Below are 19,936 nucleotides of genomic sequence, written 5' to 3'. Positions count from 1 at the left end.
CCTCCTCCACTCGCCGCTTCCACCGTAGGTCGATTGTCGATTGTCGACAACTGTAATGGATAGTGGTGCGGGTCACAGAGGGGGCGGACCTCCGCACCCTCGAACGCAACGAATTGCTGACCCGCACCTTCACCCCGTCGGTGCCGGTGCGGGTCGACTACGAGCTCACCTCGCTCGGACAGTCCCTGCTTGAGCCAATCCGGCACCTCAAGGACTGGGCCGAGTCCCACAGGGCCGACGTCGACGCCGCGCTCACCACGAACCCGGCGAATCCCACGCCGCGAGCGACAGGCGGCTCTCGAACCGGCGCCGCTCCCCGCTGAACGGGTCGGTGAACTCCAACACCCGCGCCAACAGCTGCAGCGGACGCGTGAAGTCGTCCAGGGGTTTGTCGCGCAGCACCGGGTAGAAGTCGTCGCCCAGGATCGGCAGGCCCAGGCCCGCCATGTGCAGGCGCAGCTGGTGGGTGCGGCCGGTTTGCGGGCGCAGCCGGTACCGGGCCAGGCCGTCCCGCGCCTCGAGCACCTCCACGCCGGTCACCGCGTTCGGCTCGCCCTCGACCTCGAACGCGGTGATCACGCCCCGCTCCTTGACGATCCGGCTGCGCACCACCGCGGGCAGCGGCACCGCCGGGTCGAACGGGGCCACCGCCTCGTACTCCTTCACGACCAGCCGGTCCCGGAACAGCGTCTGGTAGCGGCCGCGCGCCTCCGGCCGCACCACGAACATCAACAACCCCGCCGTCACCCGGTCCAGCCGGTGCGCCGGGCTCAACGTCGGGATCCCCAACTCCCGCCGCACCCGCACCAACGCCGTTTCCACCACGTGCTTGCCGCGCGGGATCGACGACAGGAAATGCGGCTTGTCCACGACCACCACGTCGTCGTCGCGGTGCACCACCGCCAACTCGAACGGCACCGGCACCTCCACCGGCAGGTCGCGGTGGAACCACACGAACATCCCCGGCACGAACGCCGCGTCCACCCCGACCGGGCCGTCCAGGCCGACGATCCGGCCTTCGCGGAGCATCTCGTCGATCCGGTCCGGCGCCACCCTCGGCAGCCGCTCCACCAGGTGCTCGCGCACCGTCGACCACGGGCCGTCGTCCGGCAGCCGCAGTCGGGCCGCGTCCAGGCCGTGCCGCTGGGGGAGGGGGGAACGGAGCTTGCGCCTCACCCACCCAGCCTAATCACGGCTTCCACGGCGACCGCACCACGCCATCGGCGTCCGGCACCGCCGCCACCGCCAACCGCTGGTCGTAGTCCACCCCGGGCAGCGGGCCCCGCACCAGCACCGGCACCGAACCCAGCCGCGCCTGCACCCCGGCGGAGTCCTCGTCCTCGGACGGCCGCCCGACAACCGGATCCGGCCACACCCCCACCAACGACCGCTCCACCATCCCCGCGGCCACCGCCGCCACGTCCTCGGCCGTCCGGACTCGGAGCCACCGCGTCAGGTCGTCCGCGAACCGCTCCTCCACCAAGACCGTCCCCCGCCCCGCCGCCAACTCCGCGACCTCGGACCAGAACCCCTCGTCGGCCGGTCGGACCCTCGAACAACAACTCGGCCAATACGGCGTGTACCACCACCGCTGCGGGAACGGCCCAGCGGCCCGGGCCGACGCCACGGCCCGGACGCACTCCTCCGCGCTGCTCACCTGCATGTCCTGCCCCTTGCCCACGTCCACGGTGAACACGTCCGGTGTCCTCAGGAAGCAGTGCAGCCCCTCGCCGCGCAACATCAACCGCACCAACTCCGCGGCCGCGGGCAGCGACACCCGCGCGCCGTCGCGCAGGCCCCGCAGGTCCGGCCCGAACAACCGCGCGAGCAGCGGATGCGCCACCAGGTCGTCCAGCGAACACCCGCTGTCCACGCTGGGACGAAAGACCTGCACCCACGACTCTCCCGCGTCCTCGGCGAAATCCAGCACCGCCGCCACATACGCCGCCTCCAACGGCCCCCGGCGACCTCGGGCCGACGTGGTCCGCTCACCGTCCTTGGCCGACCCCAACCAGCGGCGTCACAGCTCCCACGGTGACCAGACCACACCCGTCCGGGTCCGGCAGCACCGCCGCCACCAGCCGCTCCCGCTCGTCGAGCACCACCGACGGCACCGGTCCCAGCCGAGCCGCGACCTCCGGGAACTCGTCGTCGAGGACGACCATGTAGTGGATCCGGTCGCCCTCTTGCCACACGATCCGCAGGTGTGTGCCCTCCGGCTGCGGTCCGCTCAGCGCGTCGGCCAGGTCCGGCCACACCGCGACCAGCGACCGGGGCGCCAGCCGCGCCCGCACCGCCTCCAGGTCCGCATCCGACATCACCCGGAACCACCGCGACGCGCCGAAAGACTCCTGCACGAGCACCGCGCCCCGCTGGGCCACCAACTCGGCGACCTCGGCCCAGAACCCCTCATCGGCCTGCCGCGCCTTCGACGGACAGCGCCGCTCCTCGTACGGTGATTCGGTTCGCCGCTCGGGGAACAGCCCCGCGGCCCGAGCCGCCGCCACCGCCCGCACTCCTCCGCGCTCCGCAGCATCAGGCGCACCAGCTCCGAGGCCGCCCGTGGCGACACCCGAGCACCGTCGTACAGACCCCGCGGGTCCGACCCGAACAACGCCACCAACTCCGGGTGCCATATCGGGTCGTCCAGCGACCGCCTGACGTCGGGGGCGGGGTCGAGGATCTCCACCCACGACACCCCGGTGTCCACGGCGAAGTCCACCGCCGCGGCCACGTACGCCGCCTCCAGCAGGCCCCGGTCGCTCTCGGCGGGCACGGTGCCCTGGTAGGAGCCGTCATCGGCGCGGTCGGCCGGGTCGTACTTGGTCACGCGGTAGTAGAACAACGCACCCTCCCCAGTGGACTGATCACCGGGATCCCGCCACCGCTGCTAGGCAGGTACGGAGCGCTTTTCCGGCACCGGGGGAGCGGCACCCACCACCACGTCTCGCATCAGGCCGATCGATGCCAGCGCCAGCAATCCCGCGGCGCCGCCGATCCAGCCCACGGCCGCGCCGATCGACTCGCCGCTTACCGTGCCCACGGCGGTCTGTGCGCACGCCAATCCCACCGCGCCGCCGATCTGTTTGGCCAACACCGATCCGGCGGTTGCCGCGCCCATGTCCGCGCGGTCCACGGCGTTCTGCGTGGCGATGGTGATGCCGCCCATCGCGGGGCCGACTCCCACGCCGGTCAGCAGCAGCCAGGCCCCGGTGATGACCACCGATGTCGACGGCCCCAGCGTGAAGAACCCCAACGCGCCGAGGGTGGTCACCGCCGCTCCGGCCAGCAGTACCGGTCGGGTGTGCCTGGTTCGCAGGATCAGGAGAGCGGTCAGGCGGTTGCTCGTCACCATGCCCACCAGCAGCGGCAACACCGACAGGCCCGACGCCGTGGCCGAGAAGCCGCGTATGTGTTGGAAGTACAGGGGCAGAAACACGCCGATCGGCAGTACCGCGATCTGGAAGAAGAAACCTCCCGACAACAACGCCGCGTACGTCCGCCGTCGCATCAGGTGTGGTGGCAACACCGGTGTCGACGCCCGCCGCTCCACCGGCACCAGTGCCGCCAACAGCAGTGCCCCGGCCGCCAGCGGCAGCAGCACCTCCGCGTCGCGCCACCGCGCGTCGCCGGTGCCCTTGAGGCTCAACCCGATCAGCACCAGTGACAACCCGGCGCTCAGCAGTGCGATGCCCGCCACGTCCAATCGGCCTGACCGTGGCTCCGGTTTGCTCGGTGGCAGCGCCGACGCGATCACGGCCGCCGCCGCCATGCCCACCGGTAGGTTCACCCAGAACGCCCACCGCCAGTCCGCGTGGTCGGTCAGGACGCCGCCGACCAGCGGGCCGCCGATCAAGCCCAGGATCATCATGACGGCCACCGCCGTCTGCATACGGACCACGCCGTCCTCGCGGCCCGGTGGGTTCAGGTCCCGCACCAACGCCATGCCCAGGGTCAACAACGAGCCCGCGCCCAGGCCCTGGACCGCCCGCGCCACGATCAGCGCCGTCATCGAACCGGCGAAGCCGCAGGCCGCCGAACCCGCCAGGAACAGGACCAGGCCCACCAGGAGCAGTCCGCGGCGGCCGCGCAGGTCGGAGAAGCGGCCGTAGATCGGGACGCTGATCGACGAGGTCAGCACGTACGCGGTGACCAACCAGGTGTACCAGGTGTCGCCGCCGTGCAGTTGGTCGACGATGCGCGGCAGGGCCGTGCCGATGACCGTGCCGTCGAGCATGGCCAGGAACGCGCACGCCAGCAGCGCGATCGTGACCAGCAGGCGTCTGCGCGGGGTCAGTTCGTCGTAGGTCACCGGGGCTGTCCGCCGAGCGCGCCGTGGAGGAAGACGTCCACGAACTGCTCGACCGTGGGGGAGAGGTCGTCGCCCGCGGACCGGGTGCGGGAGAACAGCATCGCCAGGAAGATCGTCGCCAGTGTCTCCGGCGGCAGCCGCAGCGAGTCCCGCTCCGGCTCGAACAACTCCGCCACCGCCGCGCTGGTCCGCCGTTGCGCCGCCTCCCGATCCGACATCGCGGGGCCGGAGTCCGAGCTGTCCGCATCGGACCGCGCGGGCGCACCCGGGCCGCCCGCCGCGCCGCGCAGGCGAGTCATCAGCACCTCCGCGCGGCCACCGCCCGCGCCACGGTGCCCCGACGCGTGCAGGGCGCCCAGCACGCGCCCCATCCGCCCCAGGTAGGCCTCCATCGCCGAGGCCACCTCCACCAACCGCTCCGCCAGCGGCTGCTCCAACGGGATCGCCGCGATCTCGCCGAGCACGTGGTCGGTGCGCAGTGCCTCCGCCACGCACGCGCTGAGCAGTTCCTCCTTGTCGGCGAACACCCGGAACACCGTCGCCTCCCCGATGCCTGCGGCGCGCGCGACCTGCGCGGTGGTCACCGCGGCGCCGTGCTCGGCGACCAGGGGGAGGGCGGTGCGGACGATCATCTCTCGGCGCTGTTCGGGACTCATCCCCGGCGCGCGCTTGCGCGGTGCGTTCGGTGTCACGCCGACAAGCGTACGGAGTGAGCACTCACTCCGTCAATCAAGAAGTGAGTACTCACTCCGACGCTGGGCGGTCAGCTGCACGGACGTTGGTACGGCTCCTCCGGGAAGTAGTGCTTCCAGGTCGACTCGCCCATGGTGGTGATGCTCAGGGTGCAGATCTGCGAGATGACGTCACCGGGGTCGAGGTACCACACGCGCACGCCGCCTTTGGCCGGTTGCGGCAGTTGTCGGTTGTCCGGGGAGAACCGGAAATCGCGGCCGGCCAGGTCGGCATCGGGTATGACGGTGGTCAGCCGCGGGGTGGGGTCGGTGAGGTCCCAGACGCGGACCGTGCCGTCCACCCCGGACGTCGCGAGTCTGGTTCCGTCTGCGGACATGGTCATCGTTCGCAGTGGCCCCACGCCCTCGAGAACGCCTCCCCGGTGTGGCAAGGCTTCGGTGTTGGGGACAGCGGGGTCGTCCAGCGAGCTGTAAGTCACCTCAGCTCCGTCGCTGATCGCGGCGAGGGCGCCGTCGGCGCTGAGGACCGGGAGCACCGGCCGTGGGATCGCCGGGAGTGACCTGGAGCGGTCGTTGTGCACGCCGGGCAACTCGCGGCACGGGAAGTTGCCCGGCACGAAGCAGAAGACCCCGCCGTAAGTCGCCAGGTATGCGGATCGGTTCGCGAGGCTCCACACCTGTACGACGCTCCGGTAGGGATAGGGCCCGTCCGGGGCGTCGCTGGAGGTGTAGAGCCACCGACCGTCGGCGGTCACCCCTGGGTGATCCGGCTTGTTCGGGAAGACCGCCCTCGTGATGGGGCCCGCCGCGGATGGGCGGGTGGTGTCCCACACGGTGCCGTCCTTGCCGATGGCGACGGGCTGGTCGGCTTCCAATGCCACGTCGGCCAGCGGTACCGGTGCCGTCCACCGCGCAGGCGGGTCGTGCGAGCCCACCGGCCAGACCACCACGGTGTCCCCGCCGAAGGCGCGTACCTGCCCGAGGCCCGTGGAGACACCGACCGCGGTGAGCTCGAGCTCCGGCTGGGGCGCGGTGTAGTCGACGGGGGCGTGTCTGCGCAGCAGGGCTGTCAGCGTTCCGATGGTGTCCGGGCTCGGCGAGATCCTGTGCGCGGCCAGGGCGAGGTTCAGCGCGCTCGCCCGGTCGACCAGCCGCACCGCGTCACGCAGGGCGTCTCGGGCGTTGACCTGGTTGGCCGCGGACCGCCTGGCGTCGGCCTCGGCCGCCCGCAGCGCGTCGGCGCGTTGCCACTGGACGACCGCGACGTAGCCCGCGGCCGTGGTGAGCAGGAGCAGCACGCCGAGCACGGCCGACAGCACCAGCAGCCTCCGGGTCCGCCGCCGCGAACCGTCCCGCTGGCGGGCGGCGTGCTTGTCGGAGGCGGCGAGGAACCGGGCGGTGCGGTCGTCGAGCCGGGTGTTCGAACCGGCCAGCCAGTCCGTGGCGGCGTGGAGGCGGGTGCCGGTGTGCAGGTCGCCGGGTTGGCGACCGCCGCGCTCCCAGACCTCGGCGGCCTCGATGAGGGCCTGGTGGACCACGGCGCCCGCGCGGTCGGCGTCGATCCAGGACCGCAGGCGGGGCCAAGCGCGGAGCAGGGCCTCGTGGGCGATCTCCACGGTGGTGTCAGCCGTGGTGAGCAGCCCGGCGTCGGTCAGCGCGGTGAGGACCCGCGCCGCCGCCGCGGGCGCGGTGGCGAGCAGGCGTTCGCGGTCGAGGCGACGGCGGGCGTCGTGGGTGCCGTCCCCGATGTGCACCAGGCGCATGAGCAGGACGCGGGCGGTTTCCCGGTCCTCGGCGCCGAACTGCTCGTAGACGAACTCGGCGGTGGCGGCCACCGCCCCGCCGATGCCGCCGCTGCGCTCGTACCCGGCGATGGTGAGGACCCGGGCCGCCCGGTGGCGCCAGGTGATGTTCATGGCGTGCGCGACGAGGGCCAGCGTGCCGGGCGAGTCCGGCGGCAGCGCCGCGACCTCGCGCAGCACGAGGTCGACCAGCCCCGCCTGCAGGTGCGCCCCGACGACCCGGGCGGGGCGCTCGATGGCGACGCGCAGGTCGGCGGCCGACATGGCGCCCAGCAGTACCTGCCCCCGACCCAGCGTCGACCAGGGCGGGGTGGACGGCGCAGTGCGGCAGGAAGTCCGCGCGCACGCACAGCACCACCGACGCCGTCGCGGTCAACGCGTGCAGTGCCTGGACGAACTCGGCGCGCCGGGGCTCGTCCGCGAGGGTGAACAGCTCCTCGAACTGGTCGACCACCAGCAGCGGCCTGCGCCCGTCGGGGACCTGGTCGGTGGCCGCGCGCAGACTGGCCAGGGGCGCGTTGGTCGGGGTGATCACGGCCGGGTGCCAGCCCTGGGAACCGGTCAGCGCGCCCCGGGCCAACGCCGGGACCACCCCCGCCCGCAGCAGTGACGACTTGCCCACCCCGGACGGGCCGCTCACCACCAGCAGCCCCGGGTCCGCGACCCGGTCCGCCAGGTGGTCGAGCACCCGGTCGACCACCGCCGCGCGGCCGAAGAACCAGCGCGCGTCGTCGACGCCGTAGGACGCCAGGCCCGGGTACGGGCAGGCGCCGTCGGCGGGCGCGACCGCCGGGTTGACCTCGTCGTCGTCCTCCGGTCGCCACGCCAGGTTCGGGGCTAGCACGAACCGGTCGATCGACTGGGTGGCGCTCTTGCGCGGACGGGGCAGCCGCCGGGCCGCCAGGACGCGGTCGAGGTGCTGGTAGGCGTCTTCCAGGGTCAGCTCGGCCGGGCCGCCGGGTTCGCCTTGGTCGAGCAGTGCGATCAGGGCGCCGGAGAACGCGGTGTGCCGGGCGCCCGGTGGGGCGAGCGCGACCTCGTCGCGGGCGGCGGAGGCCATGACGAACGTCCCGCCGGGGTGCGCGGCGACTGCGGCGACCGCCGGGTCGGCCAGCGACGGTATCGCCCGACCGGAGAAGCAGCAGTCCAGCACCACCAGCCGGTGCCGCGCCCGGCTTTCCGAGAGGTACCGGCACACCTCGGTGTACGGCAGCGCTGTCGCGGGCAACCGCAGGGCACCACCGTCGCCCGCGCGGGACGCCAGGTACAGGTCACCGGTGGAGCCCAGCAGGCCGTGGCCGACGTAGTACACCAGCAGCGCGGACTCGGCGTGCTCGACCGCGTCCGCCAGGGCCAGCCCCATCTCGGACGGGTTCGCCGCGACCGAGACGACGGTGATGTTCTCCGCGAGCATGCCGCACCGGTCGACGAGCACCCGCGTCAGGTCGGCGACGGTCTCGGGCACGGCCGCGATGTCCGGGAGCCCGGACCCCGGCACGTGCCCACCGGTGCCGATCAACACAGCCCTGGCGCCTGCTCCGTGCAACAAGGTCATCGATCACGCAACCCTTCACCGCGACCTGACCAAGATCGCTACCCTCCCACGGCGCGTTACCGCGGTCCGGAACGCGTTGCGTCGACCGGATTCGTGTGCACGCCCACCGCGATTCTCCGCAACGAGCACAGAAAGGACGCCACACCATGACCGACCCCCTCGACCGCATGCGCCGCGGCGACTGGTACCTCGACGGCCCCGAACTCGTGGCCGCCCGACGACGCTGTTGGCACCTGCAGAACCGCTTCAACGCCACCGGTCCCGACGATGACAGGGAACGCAGGCACATCCTCGAACAGCTCCTCGGCCGCATCGGCCCCGACACCGTCGTCATGCCCGGGCTCCAGATCAGCTACGGCACCCACACCCGCCTCGGCGCCAACACCTTCATCAACACCGACGTCCTGCTCATGGACGACGCCCCCATCACCATCGGCGACGACGTCCGCATCGGCCCCCGCACCCAGCTCACCACCGCCCTCCACCCCGTCGACGACCACCAACGCCGCCGCGAAGGCTGGGAGCAGGCCAAACCCGTCTCCATCGGCGACAACACCTGGCTCGGCGCCGGGGTTATCGTCTGTCCCGGTGTCACCGTCGGTGCCGACTCCGTCATCGGCGCGGGCAGCGTCGTCACGCGCGACATCCCGGCCCGCACCCTCGCCGTCGGGAGCCCCGCTCGGCCTGTCCGCGAACTCTGAGTCCCCTGCGCGGCTATCGGTCAGGGGTGGCGGCGGCCAGGAGTTCGAAGAGGTCGTAGACGCACTCGCCGGTCCAGATGGTGGTGGCGACGGCCAGGAGGGGGAGCAGCACCGCGGGCCAGCGGCGGCGGGTGTCGGTGGTCATCAGGGCGGTGACGCGGCGTGGGACCGTGCCGGGGTGGCGCTCGGCGCCCTGGCCATGGGCAGCGGCCTCAACGCCATCGCGTTGGGGGAGGAGACCGGCCGGGCTCTCGGCGCGAACGTCACCGCCCTGCGCGCGGGCGGCGCCGTCGCGGTCACCCTGTTGTGCGGCGCGGCCACCGCGGCGGCGGGTCCGGTCGCGTTCGGCGGTCTCACCGTCCCGCACATCGCCCGTGTGGTCACCGGCCCGGACAACCGGTGGGTGCTGCCCTACTCCGGTGTGCTGGGCGCGGTCCTGGTGCTGGGCGCGGGCGTCCTGGGGGGGCGTGGTGTCGGCGCCGGGCGAGGTGGAGGTCGGGATCGTCATGGCGCTGATCGGCGCACCATCCTGCGAACCCTCTTCGGCGACGGCCCCACGCGGACTGGAACTGGTGGTCAACCGCTTCCCGCCTGCCCCGCCTCTTGGTGGCCATCGCCGTCGGCCTGGCCCTGGGTGCCGCCGGCGCGATATTCCAAAGCGTCTCCGCGAACCCCCTGGGCAGCCCCGACATCATCGGCTTCACCACCGGCTCGGCAACCGGCGCCCTCCTGGTCCTGCTCTTCTGGCGCGGCGGCCCCATCGGCGTACCCCTGGGTTCGGTCCTGGGCGGCCTGGCCGCGGCGGTCCTCGTCTACCTGCTCGCCTACCGCAACGGCATCCACGGAACCCGCCTGATCCCGGTCGGTATCGGCGTCAGCGCCGTCCTCTTCGCCGCCAACGGCTTCCTCCTCAGCCGCGCCTCGCTGCGAGAGGCCCGCAACGCCCAACTCTGGCTGGTGGGCAGCCTCAACGGCCGCGGCTGGGACGAGGCCACTCCCGCCTGGATCGCGTTGGCCGTCCTGCTCCCCCTCGCGCTCCTGCTGGGCAGGCGGCTGGCCATGCTCGAACTGGGCGACGAAACCGCCCTCTCCCGCGGCGTCCCCGTCGAGCGTTCCCGCCTCTACCTGGTCCTTGCCGGTGTCGGCCTCACCGCCCTGGCCACCGCCGCGGCGGGCCCCATCACCTTCGTGGCCTTGGTCGCCCCTCAGATCACCCACGGCCTGGTCCGCTCCGGCAGTGCCAACCTGGCCACTTCGGGCCTCACCGGCGCCCTGCTCCTGGTCACCGCCGACCAGGTGGGCCAACACCTCGTCCCCCGAGTCCAACTCCCCGTCGGGCTGACCACAGGGGCACTCGGCGGCGCCTACCTGATCTGGCTCCTCACCAACGAATGGCGCGCCAAACGCTGACCGGTGCTCGACGGAACTCGACGGCGAGGTCGCGCGTTCATGATCGTGTTGCCTCGAAACGGTGGGAGATGGGTCATGTCCCGTGCTCGAGTCGTGTGGGCGCTGCTCGCCGTCACCGCGGTCGGCGCCTGCACCACGTCGCCGGGGCCCGCGGATCCCAGCCGCACGCCGGGACCTTCTGGTACCGGCGGCCTGCCCGGCGCGGCGGGCGTCGGCGATCCGTACTACCCGGAGGACGGGAACGGGGGCTACGACGTCCTCGGCTACGACGTGGCGATCCGGTACGACCCGAGTTCGGACGAGTTCGGCGGTGACACGACCGTCACCGCCGTGGCGTCCGCCGACCTGAGCCGGTTCAACCTGGACCTCATCGGGTTCCAGGTCGGCGCGGTCGAGATCGACGGCAAGCCCGCGAAGTTCGCCCGCGCGGGCGTGCACGAGCTGGTGATCACCCCTCCCGCGACCGTGACCAAGGGGGCGACCTTCCGCACCAGGGTCACCTACTCGGGAACCCCTGAGGGGGAGGACGATCCGTCGACGGACGGCGACGGTTGGCGCAAGGCCCGGTCCGGCGGCGTGTTCGTTGCCGGGCAGCCGCACTCGGCGAGCACCTGGTTCCCGGTCAACGACCACCCGTCGGACAAGGCCACGTTCCGGTTGACCGCCCGGGTGCCCGACGGGTGGAGCGTGATCGGCAACGGCCGCGAGGAACCGCCGTACAGCGCGGACGGCTGGACCACCTACACCTGGGTCGAGGCGAACCGGATCGCGCCGTACCTGACGACGGTCGGCATCGATCACTGGACGTTCGACCGGTCGACCTACCACGGGCTCCCGCTGGTCAGCGCCTACGCCCCGGGTGTCGAGTTCCAGCGGGCCACCGAGGCCCGGCTGCCCGAGGTCCTGGACTTCCTGGCGAGCAAGTTCGGCCCCTACCCGCAGGACGCGGCGGGCGGCATCTTCATCAACGAGGACATCGGTTTCGCCGTGGAACTGCAGACCCGCCCCATCTACGGCACCGAGGACGACCTGGGGATCGTCGTGCACGAGCAGGCCCACCAGTGGTTCGGCAACAGCGTCTCCCTCAACCGCTGGTCCGACATCTGCCTCAACGAGTGCTTCGCCAGCTACGCGGAATGGCTGTGGGACGAGGCCAAGAACGACACCGACCTGGACGAGACCTACCGCCAAGCCGTCGCCAAAGCCGACGACGCCTTCTGGAACCGCCCCCTGCTCGACATGGGCCCCGGCAAGGAGTTCACCGCCGTCTACGACAAGGGCAAGCTCGCCATGCACGCCCTGCGCCGCACCCTGGGCGAGGCCAAGTTCGACCAGCTCCTCACACGCTGGACCAGCGAACACCGCGACGGCAACGCCAACTGGGCCGACCTGGAGAAACTCGTCAACGACATCGCGGGCCAAGACCAGACCGCGTTCCTGACCGAGTGGTTCCACAAGGCAGCCAAGCCCAGCGACCGGTTCCTCTACCCGGGCTCACTGCGCGAGTAGGCCACCGCGCACCAACCCGCCCAGCCGAGAGCTGGCACAAGCCGCGCCGCGAACGGCGAGAGGACACCCCCAAGGCGCGCACGGGCTCGGGCCGACGGCGAGACGGTCCTCGCCGGTCACGGTGTGCACTAGGCCGGTGACGGTGACGGTGACGTCCCACCGGGCACTACGCTGAAGATGCACGTCCAAGACGGCGAGAAGCTCAAGGACGCGGACGGGCTGGCGGTCGAACTCGGCACGTACTCCGGGGAGCCGGCGGAGGTGTTCGGACCGGGTGACCGGGTACCGAACTACACGCTGCTGCCGCCGGAGAACCTCAACATCGCGTCCGGGTCGTACACGGTGGGCCAGCGCGCCCAGTTGAGTGAACTCCTGATCTCGGACATGGGGATATGCCACTGGGCGGCCTGCCGGGAGTTCAGAGTGCGCTAGTGCACCGACGAAGTGGAGGAGTCCGGTGGTGGTCCTCCAACACGCAAACGCGGGATCCATCCCCACTCGGAGTGTGACGCTCCGTGTTGGGATGATCATGTCCTGAATTTGTCAGGACCGTTGAGAGGCCTGGCAGGAACCTTGACCCTGCCGTGGGTGTGACTCAATGTCACGGCCTTGATTGGAGAGCCAGCGCCTCGGGAACGTTTGATGGCCGGCTCTTACCTGAGGGGTGGCGGCGCAGATCCGGGCGGGTCCGTCATGCGGTGGTGGCAGCAGGTTTCGGTACAGCTCGGGAGCAGCGTGGTCAGGAGCGGTGTGTCGTATTCAGGCGGCCGGTCGCCAGCCCTGTTGATCAGCGCCTGTCCCGTCGAGCAGGGCTGTTTCCGGCGAGACGATGACGTTGCCGGTGAGGGTGAGCAGTCCCCGCGCGAGGACTACTGGCGAGACGGCGCCCCTGAGAGGGGCCGGGAGCGAACAGCCCCGCTCGCGCGGGGACGACCCTTATTGACCTGCGGCACTGTGGACCGTAACGCTGTTTCTTATTCACTTTGTGTTGAGGGTGAGGGGCGTCTCGATGATATGTGCGCATGTCGGTGTCGGGCTTGTGAGGGGGCCGGTTTGGACGTGGTTGCGGTCTTTCCACGTGAGGTGCTGTGCGCTGTCCGTGTGGGCGACTGGCGGAACGGAGGCACCATGGTGGTCTACAAGTGGTGTGCGAGGAAGAGGCAGCGCACTGAATTGGTCTACCAACGTCGGATGTCCAGGCGTATCGACTTGCTGTGAGCGAGGCAGCATCGGCGATCGAAGAGGAGCCATGTTCACGGAACAGGCGTCGACCTGCTGGCGTCAGTTCGATGGGGGAGGGGCAACCGGGCCGACAGCGGGAACGTCCACCCGCTGTCGGTTTTCGAGCAATAGGTGGACGATCAGGCGCCGTGTAAGACCCCACCCGCGCCGCGGCGGTACGGCGTGGTGTTGGCCAACGCCCGGCCAGGAGTCAGTCGGACAGGGCGGCGAAGGCGGCGAGGACGAACGTCCGTGTGAGCTGGCGGCTGCGCTCGGGGCGAGATGTTGGCCCTTGATGCTGGTGCCGGAGCTGAGGGTGACCGGGGCGATGCCGGTGTAGGCCGCCAGATGCCTCGAGGAGGCGAAATGGGAGGCGTCGCCGACTTTGAGCAGATGTGGGCGGCGGTCTTGACACCGATGCCGGGCATCGAGGTCAGGACCCCGGCAAGAGGGTGTGCATCAAGTATCCTCTCAACCTGCTCGGCACCCTGTTTCCGTTGCTGGAGAATGGTTTTCAGGCTGTCCGCCAGGCGCGGCAGGACGGTGTCGGCGGCGGCGGTGCCCGGGACGGTGACCGTCTGCTCGCCGAGGGCGGTCATGATCGCCTCGACCAGCTTGTCGCCGAGGCGGGGCGCGTGGACTTTCGCGATGGCGGCGAGTTTGTGGCGGCCAGCCTTGGCGATGCTGGCCGGTCCGCCGCAACGCGAGAGTGCCTCCAGGACGGCCGGGTGGCTGATCTGCGGGCCGATGGCGTGTTCGAGAGCGGGGTGGATCCCGGTGAGCAGCCCGCGGATCCGATTGGAGATGCGGGTGGCTTCGTCGGCCAGGTCGTCGTAGAACCCGACCAGCACCTCCAGCTCGGCCAGCGCCTCGTCACCGACATCCACCGGGCGCAGCGTGTGCGGCAGGCAACGGGCCGCGTCGGCGATAACGAACGCGTCCCGGGCATCGGTCTTGGCCCGGCCCGGGTAGAGGTCGGCGATACGGCGCATCGCCAGGCCGGGCAGGTAAGCCACCCGGTGACCGGCGGCGCGGGCGACCGCTACCGGCAACGCCCGATCGTGGCGGGCTGGTCGACCACCACCAGCAGTGTTGTGTGAGCGGCGAGCTTCTAACAGGGCTTCTAGTTTGGGTTCGGTGTTGGGCAGCGGGGCGTCGTGCAGCGGTTGCCGTCCGCGTGGTGGTTGTCCTTACCGACGTCCAAGCCGAGGAACACGCTGAAAATGCTGCTCATTCCCCATGCCGTTCGTTCGCCGCGTCGTGGTCACCGATCAGGCATCGAGCGCCGGCACCCACGTTACGACGAGACCCACCAATGAGGTTCCCCGATAAACTCAGAGGGGTGGTTGCCTGGCTTCGGTTGGGGATGCCGGGATGATGGATGGCTCGAGTTGGTCGGCGTACCGGGCGGTCTCGTACTCGTCGGGGCTGAGCCGGCCGAGCTCTTTCTGGATGCGCTGGGTGTTGTGCCTGGCGTCGATGTAGCTGAAGATCGCGTGGTCGGCCTCGTCGCGGGTGCGCCAGGAGTTTGCGGTATGCGAGTTCGATCTTCGGTGTGGAGAAGAAGTTCTCCATCGGCGCGTTGTCGTGGGAGTCGCCGACCGACCCCATCGACGGCGGGATCCCGTTGTTCGCCAGGCGTTGCGCGAAGCGGATCGAGGTGTAGGTGGTCGAGCCGCGGTCGCTGTGGTGGATCAACTCGCCTTTACGGACATCCCGGGACCGGATCGCGTACTCTAGGGCGCCGAGCACGAGGGTGGTGTCGCGGCCGTCGCTGGTCTTCCAGCCCACGGTCCGGTTGGAGAACGCGTCCCGGACCGCGGCCGGTCAGAACACGCCCTCGCCGGTGGGGATGCGGGTGGCGTCGGCGACCCACAGCCGGTCCCGGGGCCGGGGCGGTGAAGTCCCGGTTGACCAGATCCGGCGCCGGTGTGGCTCGTGGATCACGCCGGGTCGAGGGTGTTCGCCACTTCTTGCGCAGGAACGCGCCCTGCGACTCATGGCCGCGCATCAGCCGTTCGACCCGTTTGCGCGACACCCCGGTCCCGTGGCGGCGCAGGGTCGCGTACACCCGCGGGCTGTCGTAGGGTGCCGCCTGAGGTGGTGTAGATGTCCACGATCTCGGCCACCAGCTCCTCATCCTGACGCTGCCGCGGTGACGGGTCCGCCTGGCGCTGGACCCAGCCGTAGTAGGTGGAGGAGGCGATACCGAGGACCCGGAGGATGGGCTCGACCCCGAAGCGGCCGCGAAGCTGTGACACGAGCGTCACGACCGTCGCCGGGTCGAGTTCCGCGTTCTCCCGCCGAAGCCCTCGCAGCTCGTCGGACTCACTGGCCGTGGACCGGCCGTCACGCTCGCCGCAGTCGGCCTCGTCCTGCCGGAGCAGTTACGCAGTGCTTCGAGACGCACCCCGAGCTGCTCGGCCAGCCGCCGGACTACCGGCTTGGGATCCGACTCCCGATACAGCCGGACCGCACGAGCCCTCAGCTCATCGGGGTACTTCTTCGGTGCTGCCACGGACGACTCCCTTCAGATCCTATCGGACCATGCTTGAAAGTCTCCGAGCTACCGGGGGAACCTCAACGGGAATACAACGGGCGTTCCAACCGGTCGGCCTTCTCGGCCGGGTATGCGCGCCAGCCCGCCTCGGTCCTGGCATAGACCGCTGGGAGGAGCTCTACGAGCACTCGACGCTTCACCGCATCAGCGCCCTGATCAGCGGTATCGACAGGGCCCCGGCGGGGTTCTTGCCGTCGTCGGCGTGCATGCGGCTGACGACCGGGAGCCAGGGTTAGCTCGCCTTCGGCCTTGTTGTCGTGCAGGTAGAACCCGGTGTCGTGGGGCTCGATCGTCTTGATCTCCACCACGGCAGCTCGGTTCGGCGGCGCGTGTTCGGTGTTCAGCTTCTCGTACTCCGCGCTTCGGCAGGTCAGCACGACCTACAGGCCCTCGCTCGCCGCGTCGATCGCGGCGAGCGCCGAGGGCATCAGTGCCGTGGGAATCTCGCCCAACCCATCCAATACGGCCATGACCGGTTCGCGGCCACCAGCCCTGCCGCGCCCGAGGCGCTCAGGACGGCGGGGTATTCCTCATGCGCCCTGGCGCGGCTCGGCAATTGCGCGACGAGTTGCTCGCCCAGACCGTCGGGCCAGTCGCCGGCTCCGAGTTCTCGGTCGTGTCCATGCCGGACCCAGTTCGACCATCAGGTGCTCGTTCGTGATTGGAGGCGGCGCCGCTCGTGTTGCGTCCCGAACCTCTGGCGTTGTGCAGTCTGTTCCTTAGTGGCGGGTGGTGCGGTCACCACTGTGTTCTGTCCCTCACAGGGACGTGATTGGCGAGGTGCCGTCCGCCGTCCGGCGGTGGGGGCATCCCCGCGCGTGGGAGAGCGCAGGGGAAGGGTCTCCAGGTGGTGTCCCTTGTTGATGATGCGTCGGTGTCCGCCTCACGGGCAGAGCGAATTTCTCGTTGGTCGTTTTCTCGCTAGCTGGTGTCATGATCAGGTGTTTTGTTGAGCCCGTGGGGTTGATTGCCTCTTGTTGTCGATCTCTCCAGGCTGCATAGTCCCGTGTGCGTCGACTGGGGTCGCGCTTCTGGGGAGCGCGCGTGGTGAATGGATGGGGTATCCGTGTTCGGACGACTTGGCGTGCTCGCGTGCGCACTCAGCACCGCGGTGGTCGTGCTGCCGGTAGTTCCCGCCGCCGCGCAGCGATCTTCGCAACCGGTGGTAGCGGTCACCGAGGCTGCGACGGAATCGGCCGCGCGGGTGGCCGCGCGGGTGTCGGGTCGGCGGGTCGAGGTTCTCGACCAGCGTTCGGAGTCGGCGCAGGTATTCGTCAACCCCTCGGGGTCGTTGACACTCGAGCAGACCGGGAAGCCAGTGCGGACCAGGAAGAACGGGGCGTGGGTCGACATCGACACGTCTCTGCGGCTCGACGGTGGTCGGGTCGTCGCGGGCGCTACCGCGGTCGACGTGAGCTTTTCGCCCGGTGGCTCATCGCCGTTGATGGCGTTCAGTCGCAACGGCAAGCGGATGGCCCTGTCGTGGCCGGGTGTGCTCCCGGCGCCGGTGCTCTCCGGTGACACGGCGACCTATCCCGAGGTGTTGAAGGGCGTGGACCTGCAGCTGCGCGCGGAGGCCGGCGGTGCGCGGTTGCTGGTCGTGGTGAAGGACCGTGAAGCGGCGGCGAACCCGGAGTTGGCGGAGCTTCGGTACCGCTACAGCGTTTCCGGTCTGCGACTGCGCCAGGAGGGCGGCTCGGGCGCGGTGTCGGCTGTGGACGACTCGGGTGCGGTCGTGTTCGCGGCCGGTACACCGGTGATGTGGGACTCGAGCGACGCCCAGCCCGCAGCTCGGAGGGCTCAGGTCTCGCAGGAGGACGGGCCCTCGCGCAAGGAAGCGGCGATGCCGGTGCGGCTCGACCGCGCCGAGCTCGCGGTCGTGCCGGACGCGGAGCTGCTCTCGGCGCCGGACACGGTGTACCCGGTGTCGATCGACCCGTGGTTCACCGCGGACACGTGGGCGTGGACGTATGTGAACAGGAAGTTCCCCAACCAGTCGTACTGGTCGTCCGGGCGTGAGGTGGGAACGAACTCGGGCTACGAGTCGACCGACGGCACGACGCAGCGGGCGTACTTCCGGATGGGAACGAGCGCGGTCAACGGCAAGGACATCATCAGCGCGACCTTCCGCGCGAACATGTACCACAGCTGGTCGTGCGCGAAGACCGAGACGCAGTTGTGGGCCGGTGGCGACATCGGCCCGGGCACGACGTGGAACAACCAGCCGTGGCGGCGCTACATCACCTCGGTGACCGCGGCGAAGAAGTCCGGTGGGACCGGGGATTGCGCCCCGGGGATCGTGGAGTTCGACGCGAAGTCCGCGGTCGTGGAGGCGGCGGCGAACAACTACGCGAACACCGTGCTGTCGCTGCAGGCACCGGTGGACCGCGAAAACGCCAACGACACGCAGTCGTGGAAGAAGTTCAGCTCCGACCCGAAGCTGGTGATCGAGTACAACTCGACCCCGGACACGCCCTCGGCGCTCTACGCCGACATCAACCTGCCGTGCGCCTCGGGCGTCAACCGGCCGGTCACGAACACCTCGCCCACGTTGTTCGCCACGGGCACCGATCCCGACAGCGCGAACGTGCAGTTGCAGTTCGAGTGGGCCAAGCTCGACGGCACCGCGGTGGGCGGTTACACGACGCCGGCTCTGGCCTCGGGAACCCGGTTCTCCGCAGTGATCCCGACCTCGAGCTTGGCGGACGGAGTCGCGTACAAGTGGCGCGTCCGCGGGGCGGACAGCCGGGTGTCCGGCCCGTGGAGCGGGTACTGCGAGTTCGGCTACGACACCACCAGACCCACCGCGGTTCCGGGGGTGAGTTCGTCGTCGTTCCCCGAGAACGACCTGGGCATCGCGGCCGGGTCGCGGGGCGAGTTCACCTTCACCTCGGCAGACCCGGACGTCTACGGCTACCGCTATGGGCTAACGGAGAACACGACGTACTTCGTTGCCGCAGGCCCCGGGACCGGACGCCCAGCGACGGTGCCGGTGGTCGCGCCGTCGAGCACGTTGTTGACGCTGTACGTCTACAGCATCGACAAGGCGGGCAACAGGTCCGACACCTACCGGGCGTATCCGTTCTACCCCGACGAGCCCGCGTCGACCTCGCACGTCAAGCACGACGTCAACGGTGACGGTCTGGCCGACGTGGCCGCGATGCGCCAGCTCGACAGCGACGAGTCCGACTTCCTGAGCTTCACCTCCTCCGGCACCGGCCTCTACCCGATGACGCAGAGTTGGTACAGCGGCCCGAACACGGCGTTCCTGCCCGACCGAACCAAGGTCCTGGAGGGCGATGCGAACGGCGACGGCCGTAGCGACCTGCTGGTACTGCGTGACGACGGCGGCTACCGGGTGACGTTGTGGGTGTTCTACGGCAACGGTCTCGGCTACACCGCGCCCTCGGCTCCGGCCTGGGACAGCGGTCCCAACGGATGGGACCTCAACCGGGTCAAGGCCACCATCGGCGATGTCAACGGCGACGGCAAGGACGATGTCATCGCGTTCTACAACTACTTCAACGCCACCTTCTCCATCTTCACCCTCCTCAGCACCGCGACCGGAGCGCAGGCACCCACCACGTGGTGGAACACCCCGCCGGGCTCGGCGGAGTGGGCCAACCTGTCGGTGATCTCCGGCGACTTCAACGGTGACGGCAAGGACGACGTCGGCTGCACCTACGACTACGGCAACGCGCAGACCAGGTTGTGGTACCAGTACTCGACCGGGACCGCGTTCGGCGGCGGCGTCATGGCCTGGGACAGCGGTGTCAACAACTGGAGTATGGGCCGGGGCAAGTACGTGGTCACCGACGCCAACGGTGACGGCAAGGACGACCTCGTGGCGTTCTACAACTACTACAACGCCACCTTCAGCGTGTTCACGTTCAAGTCGACCGCGACCGGAGCGCTGGCTCCCACCGTCTGGTGGAACAATCCGCCGGGCAACGCCGAGTGGACGAACATGACGCCGTTCGCGGGTGACGTCGACGGCGACGGGGACGGCGACATCGGCTTCGCCTACCAGTACGCCAACCGGCGCACCGCGCTGTGGTTGAACTACTCCACCGGATCGGCGTACGGAGCACCGCTGGAGAAGTGGAACAGCGGCGACAACGGACTCGACTCCACCCGCACCCGGTACTTCTGACCCACACCGCTTCCGTCCGCA

General features: G+C 70.2%; 16 protein-coding genes and 6 pseudogenes. 7 read left to right on the top strand and 15 right to left on the bottom strand.

The genetic code is table 11. The annotated features are described in order from the left end of the window. The first annotated feature begins 62 nt into the window (after positions 1 to 62). Positions 63 to 323, top strand: coding sequence for a helix-turn-helix domain-containing protein (locus V5P93_RS18960; protein WP_342752287.1), 261 nt, complete (start codon positions 63 to 65; stop codon positions 321 to 323). Here V5P93_RS18960 and V5P93_RS18955 read toward each other — a convergent pair. From V5P93_RS18955 to V5P93_RS18925, 7 genes and pseudogenes are all read right to left on the bottom strand, one after another. Further along, on the bottom strand, positions 253 to 1,176 hold the full coding sequence (locus V5P93_RS18955; RefSeq protein ID WP_104480562.1) for a pseudouridine synthase: 924 nt from the start codon (positions 1,174 to 1,176) through the stop codon (positions 253 to 255). The genes V5P93_RS18960 and V5P93_RS18955 overlap by 71 nt on opposite strands. A gap of 13 nt (positions 1,177 to 1,189) precedes the next feature. Further along, the gene (locus tag V5P93_RS18950) at positions 1,190 to 1,939 is read right to left on the bottom strand and encodes a hypothetical protein (RefSeq protein WP_146108128.1); all 750 of its coding nucleotides are present in this window, start codon (positions 1,937 to 1,939) and stop codon (positions 1,190 to 1,192) included. Positions 1,940 to 1,988: 49 nt separating this feature from the next. Then, positions 1,989 to 2,507 carry a hypothetical protein gene (locus V5P93_RS18945; protein ID WP_146108127.1) on the bottom strand — a complete coding sequence of 173 codons (519 nt, stop codon included), beginning with the start codon at positions 2,505 to 2,507 and terminating at the stop codon, positions 1,989 to 1,991. A gap of 383 nt (positions 2,508 to 2,890) precedes the next feature. After that, positions 2,891 to 4,312, bottom strand: coding sequence for an MFS transporter (locus V5P93_RS18940; RefSeq protein WP_104480558.1), 1,422 nt, complete (start codon positions 4,310 to 4,312; stop codon positions 2,891 to 2,893). Further along, positions 4,309 to 4,968 (bottom strand): TetR/AcrR family transcriptional regulator, encoded by a 660-nt coding sequence (locus V5P93_RS18935; protein ID WP_104480557.1) that lies wholly within the window; start codon positions 4,966 to 4,968, stop codon positions 4,309 to 4,311. The genes V5P93_RS18940 and V5P93_RS18935 overlap by 4 nt, the downstream gene beginning before the upstream one ends. 107 nt (positions 4,969 to 5,075) lie before the next feature. Next, positions 5,076 to 5,387, bottom strand: coding sequence for a hypothetical protein (locus V5P93_RS18930; protein ID WP_342752291.1), 312 nt, complete (start codon positions 5,385 to 5,387; stop codon positions 5,076 to 5,078). Positions 5,388 to 6,542: 1,155 nt separating this feature from the next. Next, positions 6,543 to 8,169, bottom strand: a pseudogene (locus V5P93_RS18925) (caspase family protein); the annotation flags it as partial. A gap of 338 nt (positions 8,170 to 8,507) precedes the next feature. On the opposite strand from V5P93_RS18925, the gene V5P93_RS18920 reads away from it, so the two are divergent. After that, the gene (locus V5P93_RS18920; protein ID WP_104480554.1) at positions 8,508 to 9,062 is read left to right on the top strand and encodes a sugar O-acetyltransferase; all 555 of its coding nucleotides are present in this window, start codon (positions 8,508 to 8,510) and stop codon (positions 9,060 to 9,062) included. Between the two features lie 13 nt (positions 9,063 to 9,075). On the opposite strand, the gene V5P93_RS18915 is transcribed toward V5P93_RS18920, so the two are convergent. After that, positions 9,076 to 9,207, bottom strand: coding sequence for a hypothetical protein (locus V5P93_RS18915; RefSeq protein WP_342752285.1), 132 nt, complete (start codon positions 9,205 to 9,207; stop codon positions 9,076 to 9,078). A gap of 54 nt (positions 9,208 to 9,261) precedes the next feature. Between V5P93_RS18915 and V5P93_RS18910 the strand changes: the two are divergent. The 4 genes and pseudogenes from V5P93_RS18910 to V5P93_RS18895 form a co-directional block, all read left to right on the top strand. Continuing rightward, positions 9,262 to 9,465 (top strand): annotated as a pseudogene (locus V5P93_RS18910) (iron chelate uptake ABC transporter family permease subunit); the annotation flags it as partial. A 203-nt stretch (positions 9,466 to 9,668) separates the two neighbouring features. After that, positions 9,669 to 10,472 carry an iron chelate uptake ABC transporter family permease subunit gene (locus V5P93_RS18905; protein ID WP_181043617.1) on the top strand — a complete coding sequence of 268 codons (804 nt, stop codon included), beginning with the start codon at positions 9,669 to 9,671 and terminating at the stop codon, positions 10,470 to 10,472. A gap of 75 nt (positions 10,473 to 10,547) precedes the next feature. Continuing rightward, complete coding sequence (locus V5P93_RS18900; RefSeq protein WP_104480552.1) at positions 10,548 to 11,981, top strand: M1 family metallopeptidase; 1,434 nt, start codon at positions 10,548 to 10,550, stop codon at positions 11,979 to 11,981. Between the two features lie 162 nt (positions 11,982 to 12,143). After that, positions 12,144 to 12,413: pseudogene (locus V5P93_RS18895) on the top strand (putative adhesin); the annotation flags it as partial. Positions 12,414 to 13,262: 849 nt separating this feature from the next. On the opposite strand, the gene V5P93_RS18890 reads toward V5P93_RS18895, so the two are convergent. The 7 genes and pseudogenes from V5P93_RS18890 to V5P93_RS18860 all read right to left on the bottom strand — a co-directional run bounded on the left by V5P93_RS18890 (position 13,263) and on the right by V5P93_RS18860 (position 16,139). After that, entirely contained in the window at positions 13,263 to 13,550 is a 288-nt protein-coding gene (locus tag V5P93_RS18890) for a hypothetical protein (protein ID WP_245931433.1), read from the bottom strand. Positions 13,551 to 14,026: 476 nt separating this feature from the next. Then, positions 14,027 to 14,320 (bottom strand): annotated as a pseudogene (locus V5P93_RS18885) (transposase); the annotation flags it as partial. A 216-nt stretch (positions 14,321 to 14,536) separates the two neighbouring features. Further along, positions 14,537 to 14,716: pseudogene (locus V5P93_RS18880) on the bottom strand (IS3 family transposase); the annotation flags it as partial. Positions 14,717 to 14,855: 139 nt separating this feature from the next. Further along, positions 14,856 to 14,957, bottom strand: a pseudogene (locus V5P93_RS18875) (hypothetical protein); the annotation flags it as partial. Further along, positions 14,908 to 15,342, bottom strand: a complete 435-nt coding sequence (locus V5P93_RS18870) for an IS3 family transposase (protein WP_146108125.1) — start codon at positions 15,340 to 15,342, stop codon at positions 14,908 to 14,910. The gene V5P93_RS18870 and the pseudogene V5P93_RS18875, both read right to left, overlap by 50 nt. Positions 15,343 to 15,468: 126 nt before the next feature. After that, on the bottom strand, positions 15,469 to 15,720 hold the full coding sequence (locus V5P93_RS18865; RefSeq protein WP_146108124.1) for a transposase: 252 nt from the start codon (positions 15,718 to 15,720) through the stop codon (positions 15,469 to 15,471). A 62-nt stretch (positions 15,721 to 15,782) separates the two neighbouring features. Further along, a complete protein-coding gene (locus V5P93_RS18860) occupies positions 15,783 to 16,139 on the bottom strand; it encodes a hypothetical protein (RefSeq protein WP_146108123.1) in 357 nt (118 codons plus the stop codon). Between the two features lie 941 nt (positions 16,140 to 17,080). Between V5P93_RS18860 and V5P93_RS18855 the strand changes: the two genes are divergently transcribed. Further along, a complete protein-coding gene (locus V5P93_RS18855; protein WP_374065042.1) occupies positions 17,081 to 19,915 on the top strand; it encodes an FG-GAP-like repeat-containing protein in 2,835 nt (944 codons plus the stop codon). The last annotated feature ends 21 nt before the right edge of the window (positions 19,916 to 19,936 follow it).

The organism is Actinokineospora auranticolor (assembly GCF_041897805.1).
GTDB lineage: Bacteria > Actinomycetota > Actinomycetes > Mycobacteriales > Pseudonocardiaceae > Actinokineospora > Actinokineospora auranticolor.
The sequence above is the reverse complement of the archived record's forward strand: the minus strand, read 5'-3'. Positions and strand labels throughout refer to the sequence as shown.